Source organism: Rahnella perminowiae, from assembly GCF_019049695.1.
Classification (GTDB): domain Bacteria; phylum Pseudomonadota; class Gammaproteobacteria; order Enterobacterales; family Enterobacteriaceae; genus Rahnella; species Rahnella perminowiae.
Genome location: NZ_JAFMOT010000151.1, coordinates 1 through 15,740, shown reverse-complemented (window position 1 = coordinate 15,740; position 15,740 = coordinate 1). Strand labels below are relative to the sequence as shown.

The following is a 15,740-nucleotide window of genomic DNA, read 5'->3' as shown; positions in this document are numbered from 1 at the left end:
GATGCGTTTAAATACTCTGTCTCCGGCTGATGGTGCCAAACAAGCGCCAAGGCGTGTAGGTCGTGGTATTGGTTCTGGCCTGGGTAAAACCGGCGGTCGTGGTCACAAAGGTCAGAACTCACGTTCTGGTGGTGGCGTACGTCGTGGTTTTGAAGGTGGTCAGATGCCTTTATATCGTCGTTTGCCGAAATTCGGCTTCACCTCCCGCAAAGCTATGATCACGGCAGAAGTTCGTCTGTCTGAACTGGCTCTGGTGGAAGGCGACGTGATCGACCTGAACGCGCTGAAAGCCGCTAACGTGGTTGGTATCCAGATCGAGTTCGCGAAAGTAATCCTTTCTGGCGAAGTCGGTCGTGCGGTAACTCTGCGTGGTTTGCGTGTCACCAAAGGCGCTCGTGTTGCTATCGAAGCTGCTGGCGGTAAAATTGAGGAATAAGTAGCAGATGGCTAAGCAACCGGGATTAGATTTTCAAAGTGCCAAGGGTGGACTAGGCGAACTGAAGCGCAGACTTTTGTTTGTTATCGGTGCGCTGATTGTTTTCCGTATCGGCTCTTTTATTCCGATCCCTGGTATTGATGCCACTGTACTTGCCAAATTGCTCGAGCAGCAAAGAGGTACCATCATTGAAATGTTTAACATGTTCTCTGGTGGTGCCCTTAGCCGTGCTTCAATCTTTGCTCTGGGGATCATGCCGTACATTTCGGCATCGATCATTATCCAGCTGTTAACGGTGGTTCATCCAGCTTTAGCAGAAATAAAGAAAGAAGGAGAGGCTGGCCGTCGTAAGATTAGCCAGTACACTCGTTACGGTACGCTGGTATTGGCAGTGTTTCAGTCGATCGGTATTGCTACCGGTCTGCCGAATATGCCTGGTATGCAGGGCTTGGTGTTAAATCCAGGCTTTGCGTTCTACTTTACTGCAGTTGTGAGCTTGGTGACTGGGACAATGTTCCTGATGTGGCTGGGGGAGCAGATTACTGAACGAGGTATCGGTAACGGTATTTCAATCATAATCTTTGCAGGTATCGTAGCGGGTCTCCCGCCAGCGATTGCACATACTATCGAACAAGCTCGGCAAGGCGACCTGCACTTCCTCCTGTTGCTGTTGGTTGCAGTTTTAGTGTTTGCAGTGACTTTCTTTGTGGTGTTTGTTGAACGTGGTCAACGTCGTATCGTCGTTAACTACGCTAAGCGCCAACAAGGTCGTCGTGTCTATGCAGCACAGAGCACGCACTTACCGTTGAAAGTGAATATGGCCGGGGTAATCCCAGCGATCTTCGCTTCCAGCATTATTCTGTTCCCTGCCACGATTGCATCATGGTTTGGGGGCGGGACTGGTTGGAACTGGCTGACTACGATTTCGCTGTATTTGCAGCCTGGACAACCGCTTTATGTGTTACTCTATGCGACTGCAATCATCTTCTTCTGTTTCTTTTATACTGCGTTGGTGTTCAACCCGCGGGAGACAGCAGATAACCTGAAGAAGTCCGGTGCATTTGTACCAGGAATTCGTCCGGGAGAGCAAACGGCGAAGTACATCGATAAAGTAATGACTCGTTTAACCTTAATTGGTGCAATGTATATTACTTTCATCTGCCTTATCCCGGAGTTCATGCGTGACGCGATGAAAGTTCCATTCTATTTTGGTGGTACTTCTCTACTGATCGTAGTCGTCGTTATCATGGACTTTATGGCTCAAGTGCAAACTCTGATGATGTCAAGTCAGTACGAGTCTGCATTGAAGAAAGCAAACCTGAAAGGCTATAACCGCTAATCTGGTGAGTTTGCGAAGTTACGGAGAGTAAAAATGAAAGTTCGTGCTTCCGTCAAGAAATTATGTCGTAACTGCAAAATTGTTAAGCGTAACGGTATCGTTCGCGTAATCTGCAGCGCAGAACCGAAGCATAAACAGCGTCAAGGCTGATTATCTCGCATATTTTTCTTGCAAAGTTGGGTTGAGCTGGCTAGATTAGCCAGCCAATCTTTTGTATGTAAGCAGCAATACTATTTGAGTATCCTGAAAACGGGCTTTTCAGAATGGTGTTGCCGTATATAAATAGTAGGAGTGCATAGTGGCCCGTATAGCAGGCATTAACATTCCTGATCAGAAACATACCGTGATCGCATTAACTTCGATCTACGGCATCGGCAAAACCCGCTCACAGTCTATCTGTGCTGCATCCGGTATTGCTGAAAATGTTAAGATCAGTGAGCTGTCTGAAGAGCAAATCGAAAAACTGCGTGACGAAGTTGCCAAGTTCATTGTTGAAGGTGATCTGCGTCGTGAAGTCACCCTGAGCATCAAGCGTCTTATGGACCTTGGAACTTATCGTGGTTTGCGTCATCGTCGTGGTCTTCCAGTGCGCGGTCAGCGTACCAAGACTAACGCACGTACCCGTAAGGGTCCGCGTAAACCGATCAAGAAATAATCGGGGTGATTGAATAAATGGCAAAGGCACCTGTTCGTACACGTAAACGTGTAAGAAAACAAGTCTCTGACGGCGTGGCTCATATCCATGCTTCTTTCAACAACACCATTGTTACCATTACCGATCGTCAGGGTAATGCTTTGGGTTGGGCAACAGCTGGTGGTTCCGGTTTCCGTGGTTCTCGTAAATCCACTCCGTTCGCAGCTCAGGTTGCAGCAGAGCGCTGCGCTGACGCAGTGAAAGAATACGGTATCAAGAATCTGGAAGTTATGGTTAAAGGACCTGGTCCTGGTCGTGAGTCTACTATCCGCGCATTAAACGCGGCTGGTTTCCGCATCACTAATATTACTGATGTGACTCCTATCCCTCATAACGGTTGTCGTCCGCCGAAAAAGCGTCGCGTATAACGCTGCTTTTAGGTTTGTTGGAGAGAGAAAATGGCAAGATATTTGGGTCCTAAGCTCAAGCTTAGCCGTCGTGAGGGCACAGATTTATTCCTTAAATCTGGCGTTCGCGCGATCGATACCAAGTGTAAAATTGAACAAGCTCCTGGTCAGCATGGTGCGCGTAAACCGCGTCTGTCTGACTACGGTGTACAGTTACGTGAAAAGCAAAAAGTTCGCCGTATCTACGGTGTTCTGGAGCGTCAGTTCCGTAACTATTACAAAGAAGCAGCACGCCTGAAAGGCAACACCGGTGAAAACCTGTTGCAACTGCTTGAAGGCCGTTTGGACAACGTAGTTTATCGTATGGGCTTCGGCGCTACTCGTGCGGAATCGCGCCAGTTAGTTAGCCACAAAGCTATCATGGTAAACGGTCGCGTTGTTAACATCGCTTCTTATCAGGTATCTCCGAATGACGTTGTCAGCATCCGTGAGAAAGCTAAAAAGCAATCTCGCGTGAAGGCCGCTTTGGAGTTGGCTGAACAGCGTGAAAAGCCGACTTGGCTTGAAGTTGATGCTGCCAAGATGGAAGGTGTGTTCAAGCGTATGCCTGAACGTACTGATCTGTCTTCCGACATTAACGAACACCTGATCGTCGAGCTTTACTCCAAGTAAAGCTTAGTACCAAAGAGAGGACACAATGCAGGGTTCTGTGACAGAGTTTCTAAAACCGCGCCTGGTAGATATCGAGCAAGTCAGTTCGACGCACGCCAAGGTGACCCTTGAGCCTTTAGAACGTGGCTTTGGCCATACTTTAGGCAACGCACTGCGCCGTATTCTGCTTTCATCCATGCCGGGTTGCGCGGTGACCGAGGTTGAGATTGATGGTGTACTGCATGAGTACAGCACCAAAGAAGGCGTACAGGAAGATATCCTGGAGATCCTGCTCAACCTGAAAGGGCTGGCGGTGAGAGTTCAAGGGAAAGATGAAGTTATCCTTACCCTGAATAAGTCTGGCATTGGCCCTGTGACTGCAGCCGACATTACCCATGATGGTGATGTCGAAATCGTCAAGCCGCAACATGTCATCTGCCACCTGACCGATGAGAACGCTGCTATCAGCATGCGTATCAAAGTTCAGCGCGGTCGTGGTTATGTGCCGGCGTCTGCCCGAATTCATTCGGAAGAAGATGAGCGCCCAATTGGTCGTCTGTTAGTAGACGCATGCTACAGCCCTGTAGAGCGAATTGCCTACAATGTTGAAGCAGCGCGTGTAGAACAGCGTACTGATTTGGACAAGCTGGTTATCGAAATGGAAACCAACGGTACGATCGATCCTGAAGAGGCGATCCGTCGTGCGGCAACCATTCTTGCTGAACAACTTGAAGCTTTCGTTGATTTACGAGATGTACGTCAACCGGAAGTCAAAGAAGAGAAGCCGGAATTCGATCCAATCCTGCTGCGCCCTGTTGACGATCTGGAATTGACTGTCCGCTCTGCTAACTGCCTTAAGGCAGAAGCAATCCACTACATCGGTGATCTGGTACAGCGTACCGAGGTTGAGTTACTTAAAACACCTAACCTGGGTAAAAAATCTCTTACTGAGATCAAAGACGTACTTGCGTCCCGTGGTTTGTCTCTGGGCATGCGCCTGGAAAACTGGCCACCAGCAAGTATTGCTGACGAGTAACCGGATCACAGGTTAAGGTTTTACTGAGAAGGATAAGGTCATGCGCCATCGTAAGAGTGGTCGTCAACTGAACCGTAACAGCAGCCACCGACAGGCTATGTTCCGTAACATGGCCGGCTCTTTGGTTCGTCATGAGATCATCAAGACGACCCTGCCGAAAGCGAAAGAGCTGCGTCGCGTTGTTGAGCCGCTGATTACTCTTGCCAAGACCGACAACGTTGCAAATCGTCGTCTGGCATTCGCCCGTACTCGTGATAACGAGATCGTGGCAAAACTGTTTAATGAACTGGGCCCGCGTTTCGCGAGCCGTGCCGGTGGTTACACTCGTATTCTTAAGTGTGGCTTCCGTGCAGGCGACAATGCGCCGATGGCATACATCGAGCTCGTTGATCGTGCAGAGTCAAAAGCAGAAGTAGCAACTGCTGAATAATCTGTAGATGCATGAAAAAACCGGGCTTCTGCCCGGTTTTTTTACATCTGTAACTCACTGTTCTACTCCCCTTTTTTCCCAACTTTAATCGTTCTGCATTCCACTCCCTTTTACGGCGCGCCGCTTCCAGCTATGATCTACAATGGTTTGTGCAATGTGACGAAGGCGAAATCATGTTTCTAATGGATCAGTGGGTTGAAAAGCACATCAAAGATGCTCAGGAAAAAGGTGAATTTGATAACCTGCCTGGCAGTGGGCGCCCGCTTATCCTGGATGACGACAGTGCAGTTCCGGATGAGCTAAGAACTTCCTATCGTATTTTGAAAAATGCAGGCTATTTGCCGCCCGAGTTGCAGGATCGAAAAGAAGCGATTGAGTTAAATCACCTATTGAGCACATTAGACAGCGATGATCCGAAGTTTCTTCCCGCTGAAAAGCGTTTGAAGATTTTACAGATACGTCTACAGCAGGCAGGTATGAGCACTGACTTCCTTCAAGGGCATTACGAAAAGGCGATAAAGGATAAATTCAGAGGAAAATAGGCATGTATAAAATTGGTGAACTTGCCAGGCTGGCCAATGTCTCCACAGATACTGTGCGTTACTATGAAAAGCAGGGAATGATGGGCACGGGCTCACGCAGTCCATCGGGTTATCGTCAGTATAACGAAGGTGATGTACAGCGTTTACGCTTCATACGTTATGCCAAATCGACAGGTTTTACGCTTGATGCTATCAAGGAGTTACTTTCTATTCGAATAGATCCTTTGCATCACACTTGTCAGGAGTCGAAATCTATCGTGAATGAACGTCTTGCTGAAGTTGAGCTTAAATTACAAGAGCTTAATCAGATGCGCGAGTCACTCCAAAGGCTGAGCGCCGCCTGCTGTGGTTCTGCGCATACTAGTGTCAGTTGTTCTATATTAGAAGCACTGGAAGATGGAGCGGGTAAGGTAGCATAAGCATTTCAAGGGTTTTACAAAACGCTTTCGCAAGCATAATTGTAGCAGTATCATATGCGCGCATTCTGTTCAACAGTATTAATTATATCGAGGTTTTATGAGCCACTATAAGCATCAAAAAGGCATCATTCAGGATAATGCATTACAGGCGCTTCTTCATGATCCATTGTTTAAACAACGTGTTGAGAAAAATCAAAAAGGGAAGGGGAGCTACTGTCGTAAAGCGAAAAATGAGAAGAGGGGTTATCTGGAGGGCAGTATTGAGTGTTCGTTTGAGTATTCAATACTGCCCTTCTAATTAAGCCCTAGCGGGTAATATCAGTTAAAGTCTCGGTGTCTGCTGCTCTTTCAGTAAATCACGAATTTCTGCTAACAAAGTCTCTTCCGCCGTTGGTTTAGGTGGTGCAGCGGGTTTATCTTCCTGCTTACGACGCATTTTATTCATCAGGGTAATAGCGCAAAAGATAGCCAGCGCAACAATGATGAAATCAAACACGTTCTGGATAAATACCCCATAATGCATGACTACGGCGGGTGTTGCTCCCTGAGCCTCCCGGAGGACAAACGCGAATTGCTTAAAATCAACCCCGCCAATCAACAAACCCAGCGGAGGCATAATAATATCAGCGACAAATGACGATACTATTTTGCCAAAAGCAGCACCGATGATAACACCGACTGCCAGGTCGACCACGTTGCCGCGCATGGCAAACTCACGAAACTCTTTCATAAAACTCATAAATACTCCTTGGCAAATTCATCAAATATGTCAAACCAAGTAAAGACTATTTGCAGGGTCTTCGCTACAAAAGTTCTCACCTCAACCTCAATTAACGCTAAATCCGATAAACAGCAGATGCAATTTATAAGAAGAACGGACTTGGCTGGAACAACCGTTCCACATCCCTGACAAACTTCTTATCGGTAATAAACATCACAACGTGGTCACCCTGTTGGATCCTGCTTGTGCCGTTGGCAATAATTACCTCATTACCGCGTACAATAGCCCCAATTGTTGTACCCGGCGGCAGTTTGATTTCTTCCACGGTACGGCCTACCACTTTTGATGTGGTCTCATCGCCATGGGCAATCGCTTCAATGGCTTCAGCGACACCGCGCCTTAGCGATGAAACACTGACGATGTCTGCTTTTCTGACATGTCCAAGTAATGCTGAAATCGTTGCCTGCTGGGGAGAGATTGCAATATCGATCACACTACCCTGCACCAAATCGACATATGCGCTGCGCTGGATAAGAACCATCGCTTTTTTTGCACCCATCCTCTTAGCCAGCATTGCCGACATGATGTTTGCCTCATCATCATTGGTAATAGCGATGAATACATCTACTTGTTCAATATGCTCTTCAGCCAGTAGTTCCTGATCCGAAGCGTCACCATAGAAGACAATTGTATCTTGTAGTATCTCTGCAAGCTCCGCGGCACGCTGTTGATCCCGCTCGATGAGTTTTACGCTGTAATTCTTCTCAAGCCGTTGGGCAAGTCCCGCTCCGACATTGCCTCCACCAACGATCATGATTCGTTTATAAGGTTTTTCGAGCCTCTGAAGCTCACTCATGACTGCACGGATATGCTGAGAGGCGGCCACAAAGAATATTTCATCACCGGCTTCGATGATGGTTGAGCCTTGCGGACGAATCGGACGATCCTGGCGGAAAATGGCTGCAACACGCGTTTCAATGTGCGGCATGTGTTCGCGCATTGAAGAAAGTGCATTACCTACTAAGGGGCCGCCGTAATAGGCTTTTACTGCTGCAATACTGACTTTGCCTTCGGCGAAATTCACTACCTGCAGTGCACCCGGATACTCAATGAGTTTATAAATATAATCAGTGACCAATTGTTCCGGCGAAATCAGGTGATCGATAGGCACAGCTTCCGGATGGAAAAGTTTTTCAGATTCTCGGATGTATTCAGTTGAACGGATGCGGGCAATGCGGTTTGGTGTATTAAACAGTGAATAGGCAATCTGGCAGGCAACCATATTGGTTTCATCAGAATTTGTCACAGCCACCAGCATATCGGCATCTTCAGCGCCAGCTTCGCGAAGTACACGGGGATGAGAACCGTGCCCCTGGACTACGCGCAGGTCAAATTTATCCTGAAGCTGACGCAGCCGGACGGTATTCGTGTCGACAACCGTAATGTCGTTGTTTTCACCAACCAGGTTTTCGGCGAGTGTTCCGCCAACCTGCCCGGCCCCGAGAATTATTATTTTCATATGACTCTCTGCTTTGCCACGAAGGTATCAGCCTGAGTAAACAGCACTAATACAAGATGATCAGCTTTTAATCAGTTTAGCGTAATAAAATCCATCGCCGTCTTCAGCATCCGGAAGGTTCTGCCGGCCTGGTTGGTCAATCGTTCCTGTTTCAACCAGCGTAGCATCCTGATGTGATTCCAGGAATGAGGTGATTTGCTGACAGTTTTCATCCGGTAAAATTGAGCAGGTGGCGTACACCATGACACCTTTGCTTTTTAGCCGTGGCCAGACAGCATCAAGGATTTGTTTTTGAAGGCTGGCGAGCTCGGCAATATCACTGTCTCTGCGCAACCATTTGATGTCAGGATGCCGGCGAATAACGCCGGTCGCTGAACAGGGAGCATCGAGGAGTATACGGTCAAAAATGCGATCACCTGCCCAAACCTGCGGTTCACGCCCGTCACCTTGCTTCACTTCCGCGCTGAGTTTCAAACGCTGAAGGTTTTCATGAACACGTTTCAAACGTTGCTCGTCCACATCAACGGCAAGAACATGGGCTTTCGGTGCGGCTTCCAGAATATGGGTAGTTTTTCCGCCCGGTGCGCAACATAAGTCGAGGATCAGTTCGCCATTCTTTGGATCCAGCAGATCAACACTGCCTTGCGCCGAAGCATCCTGAACAGTAACCCAACCTTCTGCGAATCCCGGAAGCAGGCTTACCTGACATGGCGTGATCAGCCGTAATGCATCCTTATATTCTGGATGCGGTACAGCTTCAATCTGAGCTTCGTTTAGCAAATGTAAATATTCGTCACGTGTGTGATGCTGTCTGTTGACGCGAAGCCACATCGGCGGCTTTTGATTATTGGCATCAACAATGCTTTCCCACTCACCGGGGTAAGCTTTTTTCAGACGGTTAAGGAGCCAGCTGGGATGGAGATGACGACTGTCATTGTTGGCCATTCGTTGAAGCAATTCTTCCTGCTGCCGCTGAAACTGGCGCAGCACGCCGTTGATAAGTCCTTTTAATTGCGGACGTTTTAGCGCAACGGCGGCTTCAACCGTTTCCGCCAGTACGGCGTGTGCCGGGATCCGCGTGTGGATCAGCTGATAGAGACCCACCATCAGTAAGTAATGTAATGTTCTTTGTTTACCCGTGAGAGGTTTTGCCATGAGTTGCTGCAAACACCATTCCAACTGTGGCAGCACGCGAAGCGTACCAAAGCAAAGTTCCTGAAGAAGTCCGCGATCTTTTTCTGAAATGTTTTTCTGCAGACCAGGGAGAACAGTGGACAAGGATAATCCTTTATCCAACACCTGGCTGATGGCTTGAGCGGCAATGCTACGGAGATTATAGGGTGTTTTCATAGTCAAAAAAGCTGACCGGAGCCAGCATTATCAGAGAGATAAGGCCCGACGAAATATCGGGCGTAGTCGTTATGGTCAGGCTAAACGCATGCCTTCGATAAACCATTCGCGACGAGAGTTAAGCAAATCTTGCGCGGACATTGCCTTTTTACCTGACGGCTGCAACTGGGTGATATTCAGGATCCCATCGGAGGTCGCAACCCGAATGCCCTTTTTGTCGGCAGAAATAATGGTGCCGGGAGCTGCGTTGCTTTTTTCTGACTGACATTCAGCCTGCCAGACCTTCACCGGCTGTTCGTCAATCATGAAAAAGCTGACAGGCCAGGGGTTAAAGGCACGAATGCAACGTTCAAGTTGCTCAGCTGATAAATTCCAGTCTAAGCGGGCTTCTTCTTTGCTGAGTTTTTCTGCGTAAGTGACATGCTCTTCGCTTTGAACTTCAGGTTTTACTGTCCCATCCGCCAGTTGCCTGAGAGTTTCAAGCAGACCTTGAGGACCCAATCCAGCCAGTTTGTTGTAAAGCGAAGCACTGGTATCTTCCGGGAGAATGTCACATTCGACTTTGTGCAACATGTCACCGGTATCAAGCCCGACATCCATCTGCATGATGGTGATACCCGTTTTTGCGTCACCCGCCCACAGAGAGCGCTGAATCGGTGCTGCGCCTCTCCAGCGTGGCAATAAGGAACCATGCACATTGATGCAACCCAATTTCGGCATATCAAGCACTGCTTTCGGTAAAATCAGACCGTAAGCGACGACAACCATTACATCAGCTTGCAGTGAGGAAACCAGGGACTGATTTTCTTCGGGACGCAAAGATTTAGGCTGGAATACCGGGATGTCATGTGCTTGAGCCAGAACTTTCACCGGGCTTGCAGTCAGTTTATTTCCGCGGCCGGCCGGGCGATCAGGCTGAGTGAAAACACCGACAACCTGATGTTCTGATGATAAAAGCGCGTCAAGATGACGCGCTGCAAAGTCGGGAGTACCGGCAAATATGATTCGCAAAGCAGTGTCCTGTGTTACACGAATATTAGTCAGCCCGCGCGTTCAGCTTGGCCATTTTTTCCATTTTCTGGCGAATACGCTGACGTTTCAAGGGAGACAAGTAGTCCACGAATAATTTACCTACCAGATGATCCATTTCATGCTGGATACAAATTGCCAGCAAGTCATCAGCTTCAAGCTCGAAGGTTTTACCGTCACGGTCAAGCGCACGGACTTTTACTTTTTCAGCGCGCGGCACCAGTGCCCGTTGATCAGGGATCGACAGGCAGCCTTCTTCAATCCCGGTTTCGCCGCTTTTTTCCAGCAATTCAGGATTGATCAGAACCAGACGCTCATCGCGGTTTTCAGACACATCAATTACGATGATGCGTTGATGAATGTCGACCTGAGTGGCAGCAAGGCCAATGCCTTCCTCTGCATACATGGTTTCAAACATATCATCCACGATCTGCTGGATTTCGGCGTTAACTTCTTTGACCGGTTTTGCAGTTATGCGAAGCCGCTCGTCTGGGAAATGTAATATCTGTAATACGGACATATTTTTCTGGATCTTTATTCAATTGATTGAAGATATATAGACTCTATTCTAGACATTTCCAGCCCCGATTGACAGCATCCTCTGCCAATTGTATCAGTCGCCGAAAGGCCTTGAGAAGGGAATGGATAATGACATTGCAGGAAGCATGGATACGTATGTCAGTGGTCAAACGCCTCGGTACCCAACGCGCGACGGGGATCATTCATACCCTCTCGGACCGGGGGATTTATTCGTCTTCAGAATTAGCGAAAAGTGGTCTTTTACCCGAACAAGTAGCCGATTTTCAGCATATTAATCAACACTGGCTATCTGCATCACTGAAATGGCTGGAAGGAGAAAACTGTCATCTCATTACTTTTGGCAGCAATTTTTACTCCCCGCTGTTGGCACAAATATCCTCCCCTCCACTGATTTTATTCGCTGAGGGATCTGCTGAATTACTACTATCGCCACAAATCGCAATGGTGGGGAGTCGCGATTACAGCCATTACGGCGAACAATATGCGCAGATTTTTGCAGGCGGTTTGGTCAGTAGCGGTTTTACTGTGACAAGCGGGCTGGCGATGGGAATAGACGGAATCAGCCATAAGGCAACACTGGAAGCTCAGGGTAAGACAATAGCTGTGCTGGGAAGCGGGCTGATGAAGCGCTATCCATCCTGTCATCTTAAGCTGGCAGATCGTATTCTGGGGCAGGGGGGAACGCTGGTGTCTGAACATCTGGTGACGGCTCCCCCTTTAGCCGTTAATTTTCCCCGCCGTAACCGGATTATCAGCGGGTTGAGTGCGGGTGTACTTGTCATCGAAGCAACGCTTCGCAGCGGCTCATTGATTACCGCGCGCTATGCACTTGAGCAAGGACGGGAAGTATTCGCATTGCCAGGCTCGCTGGGAAGTACAACCTCGGAAGGTACGCACTGGCTGATTCAGCAGGGTGCGTATCTCGTGACTGAACCAAATGATATCGCCGAACAGATAGGAAGCGGGTTGACCTGGTTCCCCACTATCAAGGTATCGGAATCCTTGAAAATGCCGCCTGAGAGTGAATCAGATGCGTCAGAGGCGATTATTTGTGCGCCAGATAGCGAAGTTGAATTGCCATTTGCTGATGTGTTGGCTAACGTAGAATATGAGGTGACATCTGTTGACGTCGTCGCCGAACGTGCCGGCCAACCTGTGCCAGAAGTCGTAGGTAAACTACTCGAACTGGAGTTAGCAGGATGGATCGCAGCTGTATCCGGCGGCTATGTCCGAATTAAGAGGGCAAGCCATGTTCGACGTACTAATGTACTTATTTGAAACTTACATTCACAACGAAGCGGAGATGAATGTTGACGAGGATAGGTTAACGGATGACTTGACCGAGGCTGGTTTTCACCGGGCTGATATTCACAATGCGTTGAATTGGCTTGAAAAACTTGCGGATATGCAAGAGGGTGGAACCCCATCTTATATGCTGGATTCTGATCCTTCAGCATTACGCGTTTATACCGAAGAGGAAACAATTCGGTTAGATAGCAGTTGTCGTGGTTTTCTGTTGTTCCTGGAACAGATCAAAGTATTGAATTTCGATACCAGAGAGATGGTTATCGATCGTGTTATGGCTCTGGACACTGAAGAGTTCGATCTTGAGGATCTGAAGTGGGTCGTGCTGATGGTGCTGTTTAATATTCCCGGATATGAAACAGCGTATCAGCAAATGGAAGAGCTATTATTTGAAGTTAATGAGGGTTATCTGCACTAAGAGATAACAGGTAAAACGTAACATATGACAAAAGCAGCACTTTTTGCTGATAAGCAAAATGGATCCTGTCCGGAATGCGGGGCCGATTTGGTGATCCGTAGTGGTCGCCACGGCCCCTTTCTCAGTTGTTCATCCTATCCGCAATGTCAGTATATTCGTCCCCTGAAATCACAAGCGGATGGGCATGTTGTGAAAGTCCTTGAAGGACAGGTGTGCCCTAAATGTGACTCCACGTTGGTGCTGCGGCAGGGGCGTTATGGCATGTTTATTGGTTGCAGTCAGTATCCTGAATGCGATCATATTGAAGCTATCGATAAACCTGAAGAAACGACTCTGGGCTGCCCGCAATGCGGAAAAGGGCATCTGTTACAGCGCAAATCGCGTTTCGGCAAAGTATTCCACGCCTGTGACCGTTATCCGGATTGTCAGTTTGCCATCAATAATAAACCGGTAGCCGGGGAGTGCGAACACTGCCATTACCCGTTATTGATGGAAAAGAAAACGGCTCAGGGAATGAAGTTATTCTGTGCCAGTAAATTGTGCGGCAAAGCCGTAGAAAGAAAAGATAACGAACAAGATGAATAAAGAGACACAAAAATCATTGAACACAGTACTTGAGGCATTGCGTGGGGAGCATGTTATTGCTTATCCAACGGAAGCCGTTTTCGGTCTGGGATGTGACCCTGATAGCGAACAAGCGGTAGAAGCATTGCTGGCGCTGAAAAAACGTCCGAAAGATAAAGGGCTCATTCTGATTGCTGACAATTATCAGCAAATTCTTCCTTATATCGATGACTCATCATTAACTGAACAGCAACTTCAGTACATTTGGTCATTCTGGCCAGGGCCGGTTACCTGGGTAATGCCTGCAAAAGCCGTGACGCCTGATTGGCTGACTGGCCGTTTCAGTTCTCTGGCAGTACGCGTCACGGATCATCCCCTGGTAAAAGAACTCTGCCAAAAATTTGGAAAACCACTGGTCTCAACCAGTGCGAATCTGAATGGGCAACCTCCTTGCCGTTTGTCTGAAGAAGTCAGACTCCAGTTTGGGAAAGACTTTCCCGTGCTGGATGGCGAAGTAGGAGGAAGAGATAATCCATCTGAAATTCGGGATGCCCTCACTGGCAACCTTATTCGTCAAGGCTAACAAATGAAAGTCACGCCATCTTTCGCGGTATTTGGGAATCCGATTGGGCATAGCAAATCCCCTCGTATTCATGCACTGTTTGCCCGTCAGACTGGTATCGATCATACCTATGGTACGGTTCTGGCTTCGCATGAAGAGTTTGAAGAGACTTTGCGAACTTTTTTTGCAGACGGCGCTCGTGGGGCAAATATCACGGTACCTTTCAAAGAGCGTGCTTTTGCGAGATCTGATGAGCTGACAGATCGCGCTTCAATGTCTGGTGCTGTTAACACACTCAAAAAACTTGAAGACGGGCGACTGCTTGGGGATAACACTGATGGCATCGGTATGCTGAGTGACCTTGAGCGGCTGGCGCTTTTGACGCCGGGGGATCGGATTTTATTGATCGGCGCCGGTGGGGCTGCGCGCGGGGTGATCCTTCCTTTGTTGTCTTATGGTTGTTCCGTCGTCGTAACTAACCGGACCTTCGAGCGGGCGCAGCATCTGAGCCAAATTTTCCAGGAAAAAGGTGATATTCGGGCCATCGCGTTAGCTTCTCTGGCTGAAGAATCTTTCGACCTGATCATTAACGCTACGGCTTCGGGTATTAAGGGTGAGATCCCCGCTATCCCAGAAAGTGTGCTGACGACGCAGACCCGGGTTTACGATATGTATTATCAGGCGGGTTTAACGCCTTTTATCACCTGGGCGAAAAATAATGGGATAACGCATTATGCTGACGGACTGGGAATGCTGGTGGGGCAGGCAGCGCATGCTTTCTATCTGTGGCATGGTGTGATGCCTCAGATAGAACCTGTGCTTGAGCAGTTAAAAAAAGACTTGCTGGTGTGATCGGGAGTGCCTGAGCAGCCGGATTTGTTACTGTTCAGGCAATACGTTTCTTTATTGTTCCTGGGAAAGATAAACATCTTTCCATGTCACATAATTATTAGAGGAGTATGTCAGCCCTGCGAGTTCATCAGAAGTCAGCTCTCGTATCTGCTTCACAGGACTTCCTAAATAGAGGTAACCACTTTCGAGTGTTTTCCCTGGCGGCACCAGGCTGCCGGCACCAATCATGACATCGTCTTCAACGATAGCCCCGTCCAGCAGTATTGATCCCATCCCGACCAGAACTCTGTTCCCGATCGTACAACCATGCAGCATTGCTTTATGCCCGACGGTGACGTCTTCCCCAATAATAAGAGGATGCCCCTGAGGATTTTGTCGTGACTGATGGGTAACATGAAGCACACTTCCATCCTGTACGTTGGTCCGGCAACCGATAACCACATTATTAACATCCCCACGTATGACGACGAGCGGCCAGATACTGACGTCATCGGCCAGATCTACATCGCCAATAACCACGCTTGAAGGATCCACCATCACTCGTTCGCCCAATGTAGGTGTTAATTCTTGATAAGAACGTAAAGGTTGAGACATCTGAAGCACTCCAAAGATAAGTTTAATCTTGGCAATATAGTTCGGGTGAGAGGAAATACCAATTCGGGAGGGATGAGATCGACGTTAAAACCAGCGGATCGGGTGAGATCTCCGCGAAGGGCTCGAAAAATACGCAGTCGATCCTTTTATTGGAAAAAAGGCTTGTGCAAAAAATTCGGATCCCTATAATGCCGCTCCATCGACAGGGAACAACGTGAACAACATCACGAAGTAACCGGGTCGGAAAGATTAAAAACAGCGGCAGCCGGATGAAATAAACGGTTGACACTGAATGAGGAAAGCGTAATATACGCCACCTCGAGTTAGCAAGCGAAAGCGCGTAACTCACTGCTCTTTAACAATTTATCAGACAATCTGTGTGGGCACTCACA

At 48.2% G+C, this 15,740-nt stretch carries 22 protein-coding genes; 16 read left to right on the top strand and 6 right to left on the bottom strand.

Features of this window, described 5'->3' with window-relative positions; all coding sequences use genetic code 11:
• The first annotated feature begins 1 nt into the window (after position 1).
• The 11 genes from rplO to J1781_RS02920 all read left to right on the top strand — a co-directional run bounded on the left by rplO (position 2) and on the right by J1781_RS02920 (position 6,192).
• Positions 2-436 (top strand): 50S ribosomal protein L15, encoded by a 435-nt coding sequence (rplO, locus tag J1781_RS02970; RefSeq protein ID WP_013573702.1) that lies wholly within the window; start codon positions 2-4, stop codon positions 434-436.
• 7 nt (positions 437-443) lie between these two features.
• A complete protein-coding gene (gene secY, locus J1781_RS02965) occupies positions 444-1,775 on the top strand; it encodes a preprotein translocase subunit SecY (RefSeq protein ID WP_013573703.1) in 1,332 nt (443 codons plus the stop codon).
• Positions 1,776-1,808: 33 nt separating this feature from the next.
• Positions 1,809-1,925 carry a 50S ribosomal protein L36 gene (gene rpmJ, locus J1781_RS02960; protein WP_012768118.1) on the top strand — a complete coding sequence of 39 codons (117 nt, stop codon included), beginning with the start codon at positions 1,809-1,811 and terminating at the stop codon, positions 1,923-1,925.
• Positions 1,926-2,073: 148 nt separating this feature from the next.
• On the top strand, positions 2,074-2,430 hold the full coding sequence (rpsM, locus tag J1781_RS02955; protein ID WP_013573704.1) for a 30S ribosomal protein S13: 357 nt from the start codon (positions 2,074-2,076) through the stop codon (positions 2,428-2,430).
• Between the two features lie 17 nt (positions 2,431-2,447).
• Positions 2,448-2,837: a 30S ribosomal protein S11 gene (gene rpsK / locus J1781_RS02950; protein WP_004929731.1), complete on the top strand. Its 390-nt coding sequence runs from the start codon at positions 2,448-2,450 to the stop codon at positions 2,835-2,837.
• A gap of 30 nt (positions 2,838-2,867) precedes the next feature.
• A complete protein-coding gene (gene rpsD, locus J1781_RS02945; RefSeq protein ID WP_014333606.1) occupies positions 2,868-3,488 on the top strand; it encodes a 30S ribosomal protein S4 in 621 nt (206 codons plus the stop codon).
• Between the two features lie 25 nt (positions 3,489-3,513).
• On the top strand, positions 3,514-4,503 hold the full coding sequence (locus tag J1781_RS02940) for a DNA-directed RNA polymerase subunit alpha (protein ID WP_002919219.1): 990 nt from the start codon (positions 3,514-3,516) through the stop codon (positions 4,501-4,503).
• 40 nt (positions 4,504-4,543) lie between these two features.
• Positions 4,544-4,933, top strand: coding sequence for a 50S ribosomal protein L17 (gene rplQ / locus J1781_RS02935; RefSeq protein WP_013573706.1), 390 nt, complete (start codon positions 4,544-4,546; stop codon positions 4,931-4,933).
• A gap of 173 nt (positions 4,934-5,106) precedes the next feature.
• Positions 5,107-5,475, top strand: coding sequence for a DnaJ family domain-containing protein (locus J1781_RS02930; RefSeq protein WP_129955649.1), 369 nt, complete (start codon positions 5,107-5,109; stop codon positions 5,473-5,475).
• Positions 5,476-5,477: 2 nt separating this feature from the next.
• Positions 5,478-5,894, top strand: a complete 417-nt coding sequence (gene zntR / locus J1781_RS02925; protein WP_217233188.1) for a Zn(2+)-responsive transcriptional regulator — start codon at positions 5,478-5,480, stop codon at positions 5,892-5,894.
• 97 nt (positions 5,895-5,991) lie between these two features.
• Positions 5,992-6,192 (top strand): alternative ribosome-rescue factor A, encoded by a 201-nt coding sequence (locus J1781_RS02920; RefSeq protein WP_129955651.1) that lies wholly within the window; start codon positions 5,992-5,994, stop codon positions 6,190-6,192.
• Between the two features lie 24 nt (positions 6,193-6,216).
• Here J1781_RS02920 and mscL read toward each other — a convergent pair whose 3' ends face one another.
• The 5 genes from mscL to def all read right to left on the bottom strand — a co-directional run bounded on the left by mscL (position 6,217) and on the right by def (position 11,033).
• Positions 6,217-6,633: a large-conductance mechanosensitive channel protein MscL gene (mscL, locus tag J1781_RS02915; RefSeq protein WP_129955652.1), complete on the bottom strand. Its 417-nt coding sequence runs from the start codon at positions 6,631-6,633 to the stop codon at positions 6,217-6,219.
• Positions 6,634-6,757: 124 nt separating this feature from the next.
• Positions 6,758-8,134, bottom strand: coding sequence for a Trk system potassium transporter TrkA (gene trkA, locus J1781_RS02910; protein ID WP_129955653.1), 1,377 nt, complete (start codon positions 8,132-8,134; stop codon positions 6,758-6,760).
• A 60-nt stretch (positions 8,135-8,194) separates the two neighbouring features.
• Complete coding sequence (gene rsmB, locus J1781_RS02905; protein ID WP_129955654.1) at positions 8,195-9,484, bottom strand: 16S rRNA (cytosine(967)-C(5))-methyltransferase RsmB; 1,290 nt, start codon at positions 9,482-9,484, stop codon at positions 8,195-8,197.
• 75 nt (positions 9,485-9,559) lie between these two features.
• On the bottom strand, positions 9,560-10,519 hold the full coding sequence (gene fmt, locus J1781_RS02900) for a methionyl-tRNA formyltransferase (protein ID WP_217219107.1): 960 nt from the start codon (positions 10,517-10,519) through the stop codon (positions 9,560-9,562).
• Between the two features lies 1 nt (position 10,520).
• Positions 10,521-11,033: a peptide deformylase gene (def, locus tag J1781_RS02895; RefSeq protein WP_112288147.1), complete on the bottom strand. Its 513-nt coding sequence runs from the start codon at positions 11,031-11,033 to the stop codon at positions 10,521-10,523.
• A 128-nt stretch (positions 11,034-11,161) separates the two neighbouring features.
• On the opposite strand from def, the gene dprA reads away from it, so the two are divergent.
• The 5 genes from dprA to aroE are packed head-to-tail and all read left to right on the top strand — an operon-like array spanning position 11,162 to position 14,754.
• Entirely contained in the window at positions 11,162-12,331 is a 1,170-nt protein-coding gene (gene dprA, locus J1781_RS02890; protein WP_217233187.1) for a DNA-protecting protein DprA, read from the top strand.
• Complete coding sequence (locus tag J1781_RS02885; RefSeq protein WP_129955657.1) at positions 12,303-12,776, top strand: DUF494 family protein; 474 nt, start codon at positions 12,303-12,305, stop codon at positions 12,774-12,776. The genes dprA and J1781_RS02885 overlap by 29 nt, the downstream gene beginning before the upstream one ends.
• A gap of 24 nt (positions 12,777-12,800) precedes the next feature.
• A complete protein-coding gene (locus tag J1781_RS02880) occupies positions 12,801-13,361 on the top strand; it encodes a DNA topoisomerase family protein (protein WP_129955658.1) in 561 nt (186 codons plus the stop codon).
• Complete coding sequence (tsaC, locus tag J1781_RS02875; RefSeq protein WP_129955659.1) at positions 13,354-13,923, top strand: L-threonylcarbamoyladenylate synthase type 1 TsaC; 570 nt, start codon at positions 13,354-13,356, stop codon at positions 13,921-13,923. Before J1781_RS02880 ends, tsaC begins: the two co-directional genes overlap by 8 nt.
• Before the next feature lie 3 nt (positions 13,924-13,926).
• Positions 13,927-14,754, top strand: a complete 828-nt coding sequence (gene aroE, locus J1781_RS02870; RefSeq protein WP_129955660.1) for a shikimate dehydrogenase — start codon at positions 13,927-13,929, stop codon at positions 14,752-14,754.
• A gap of 51 nt (positions 14,755-14,805) precedes the next feature.
• Here aroE and J1781_RS02865 read toward each other — a convergent pair whose 3' ends face one another.
• Complete coding sequence (locus J1781_RS02865; RefSeq protein WP_129955661.1) at positions 14,806-15,348, bottom strand: gamma carbonic anhydrase family protein; 543 nt, start codon at positions 15,346-15,348, stop codon at positions 14,806-14,808.
• Positions 15,349-15,740: the final 392 nt, after the last annotated feature.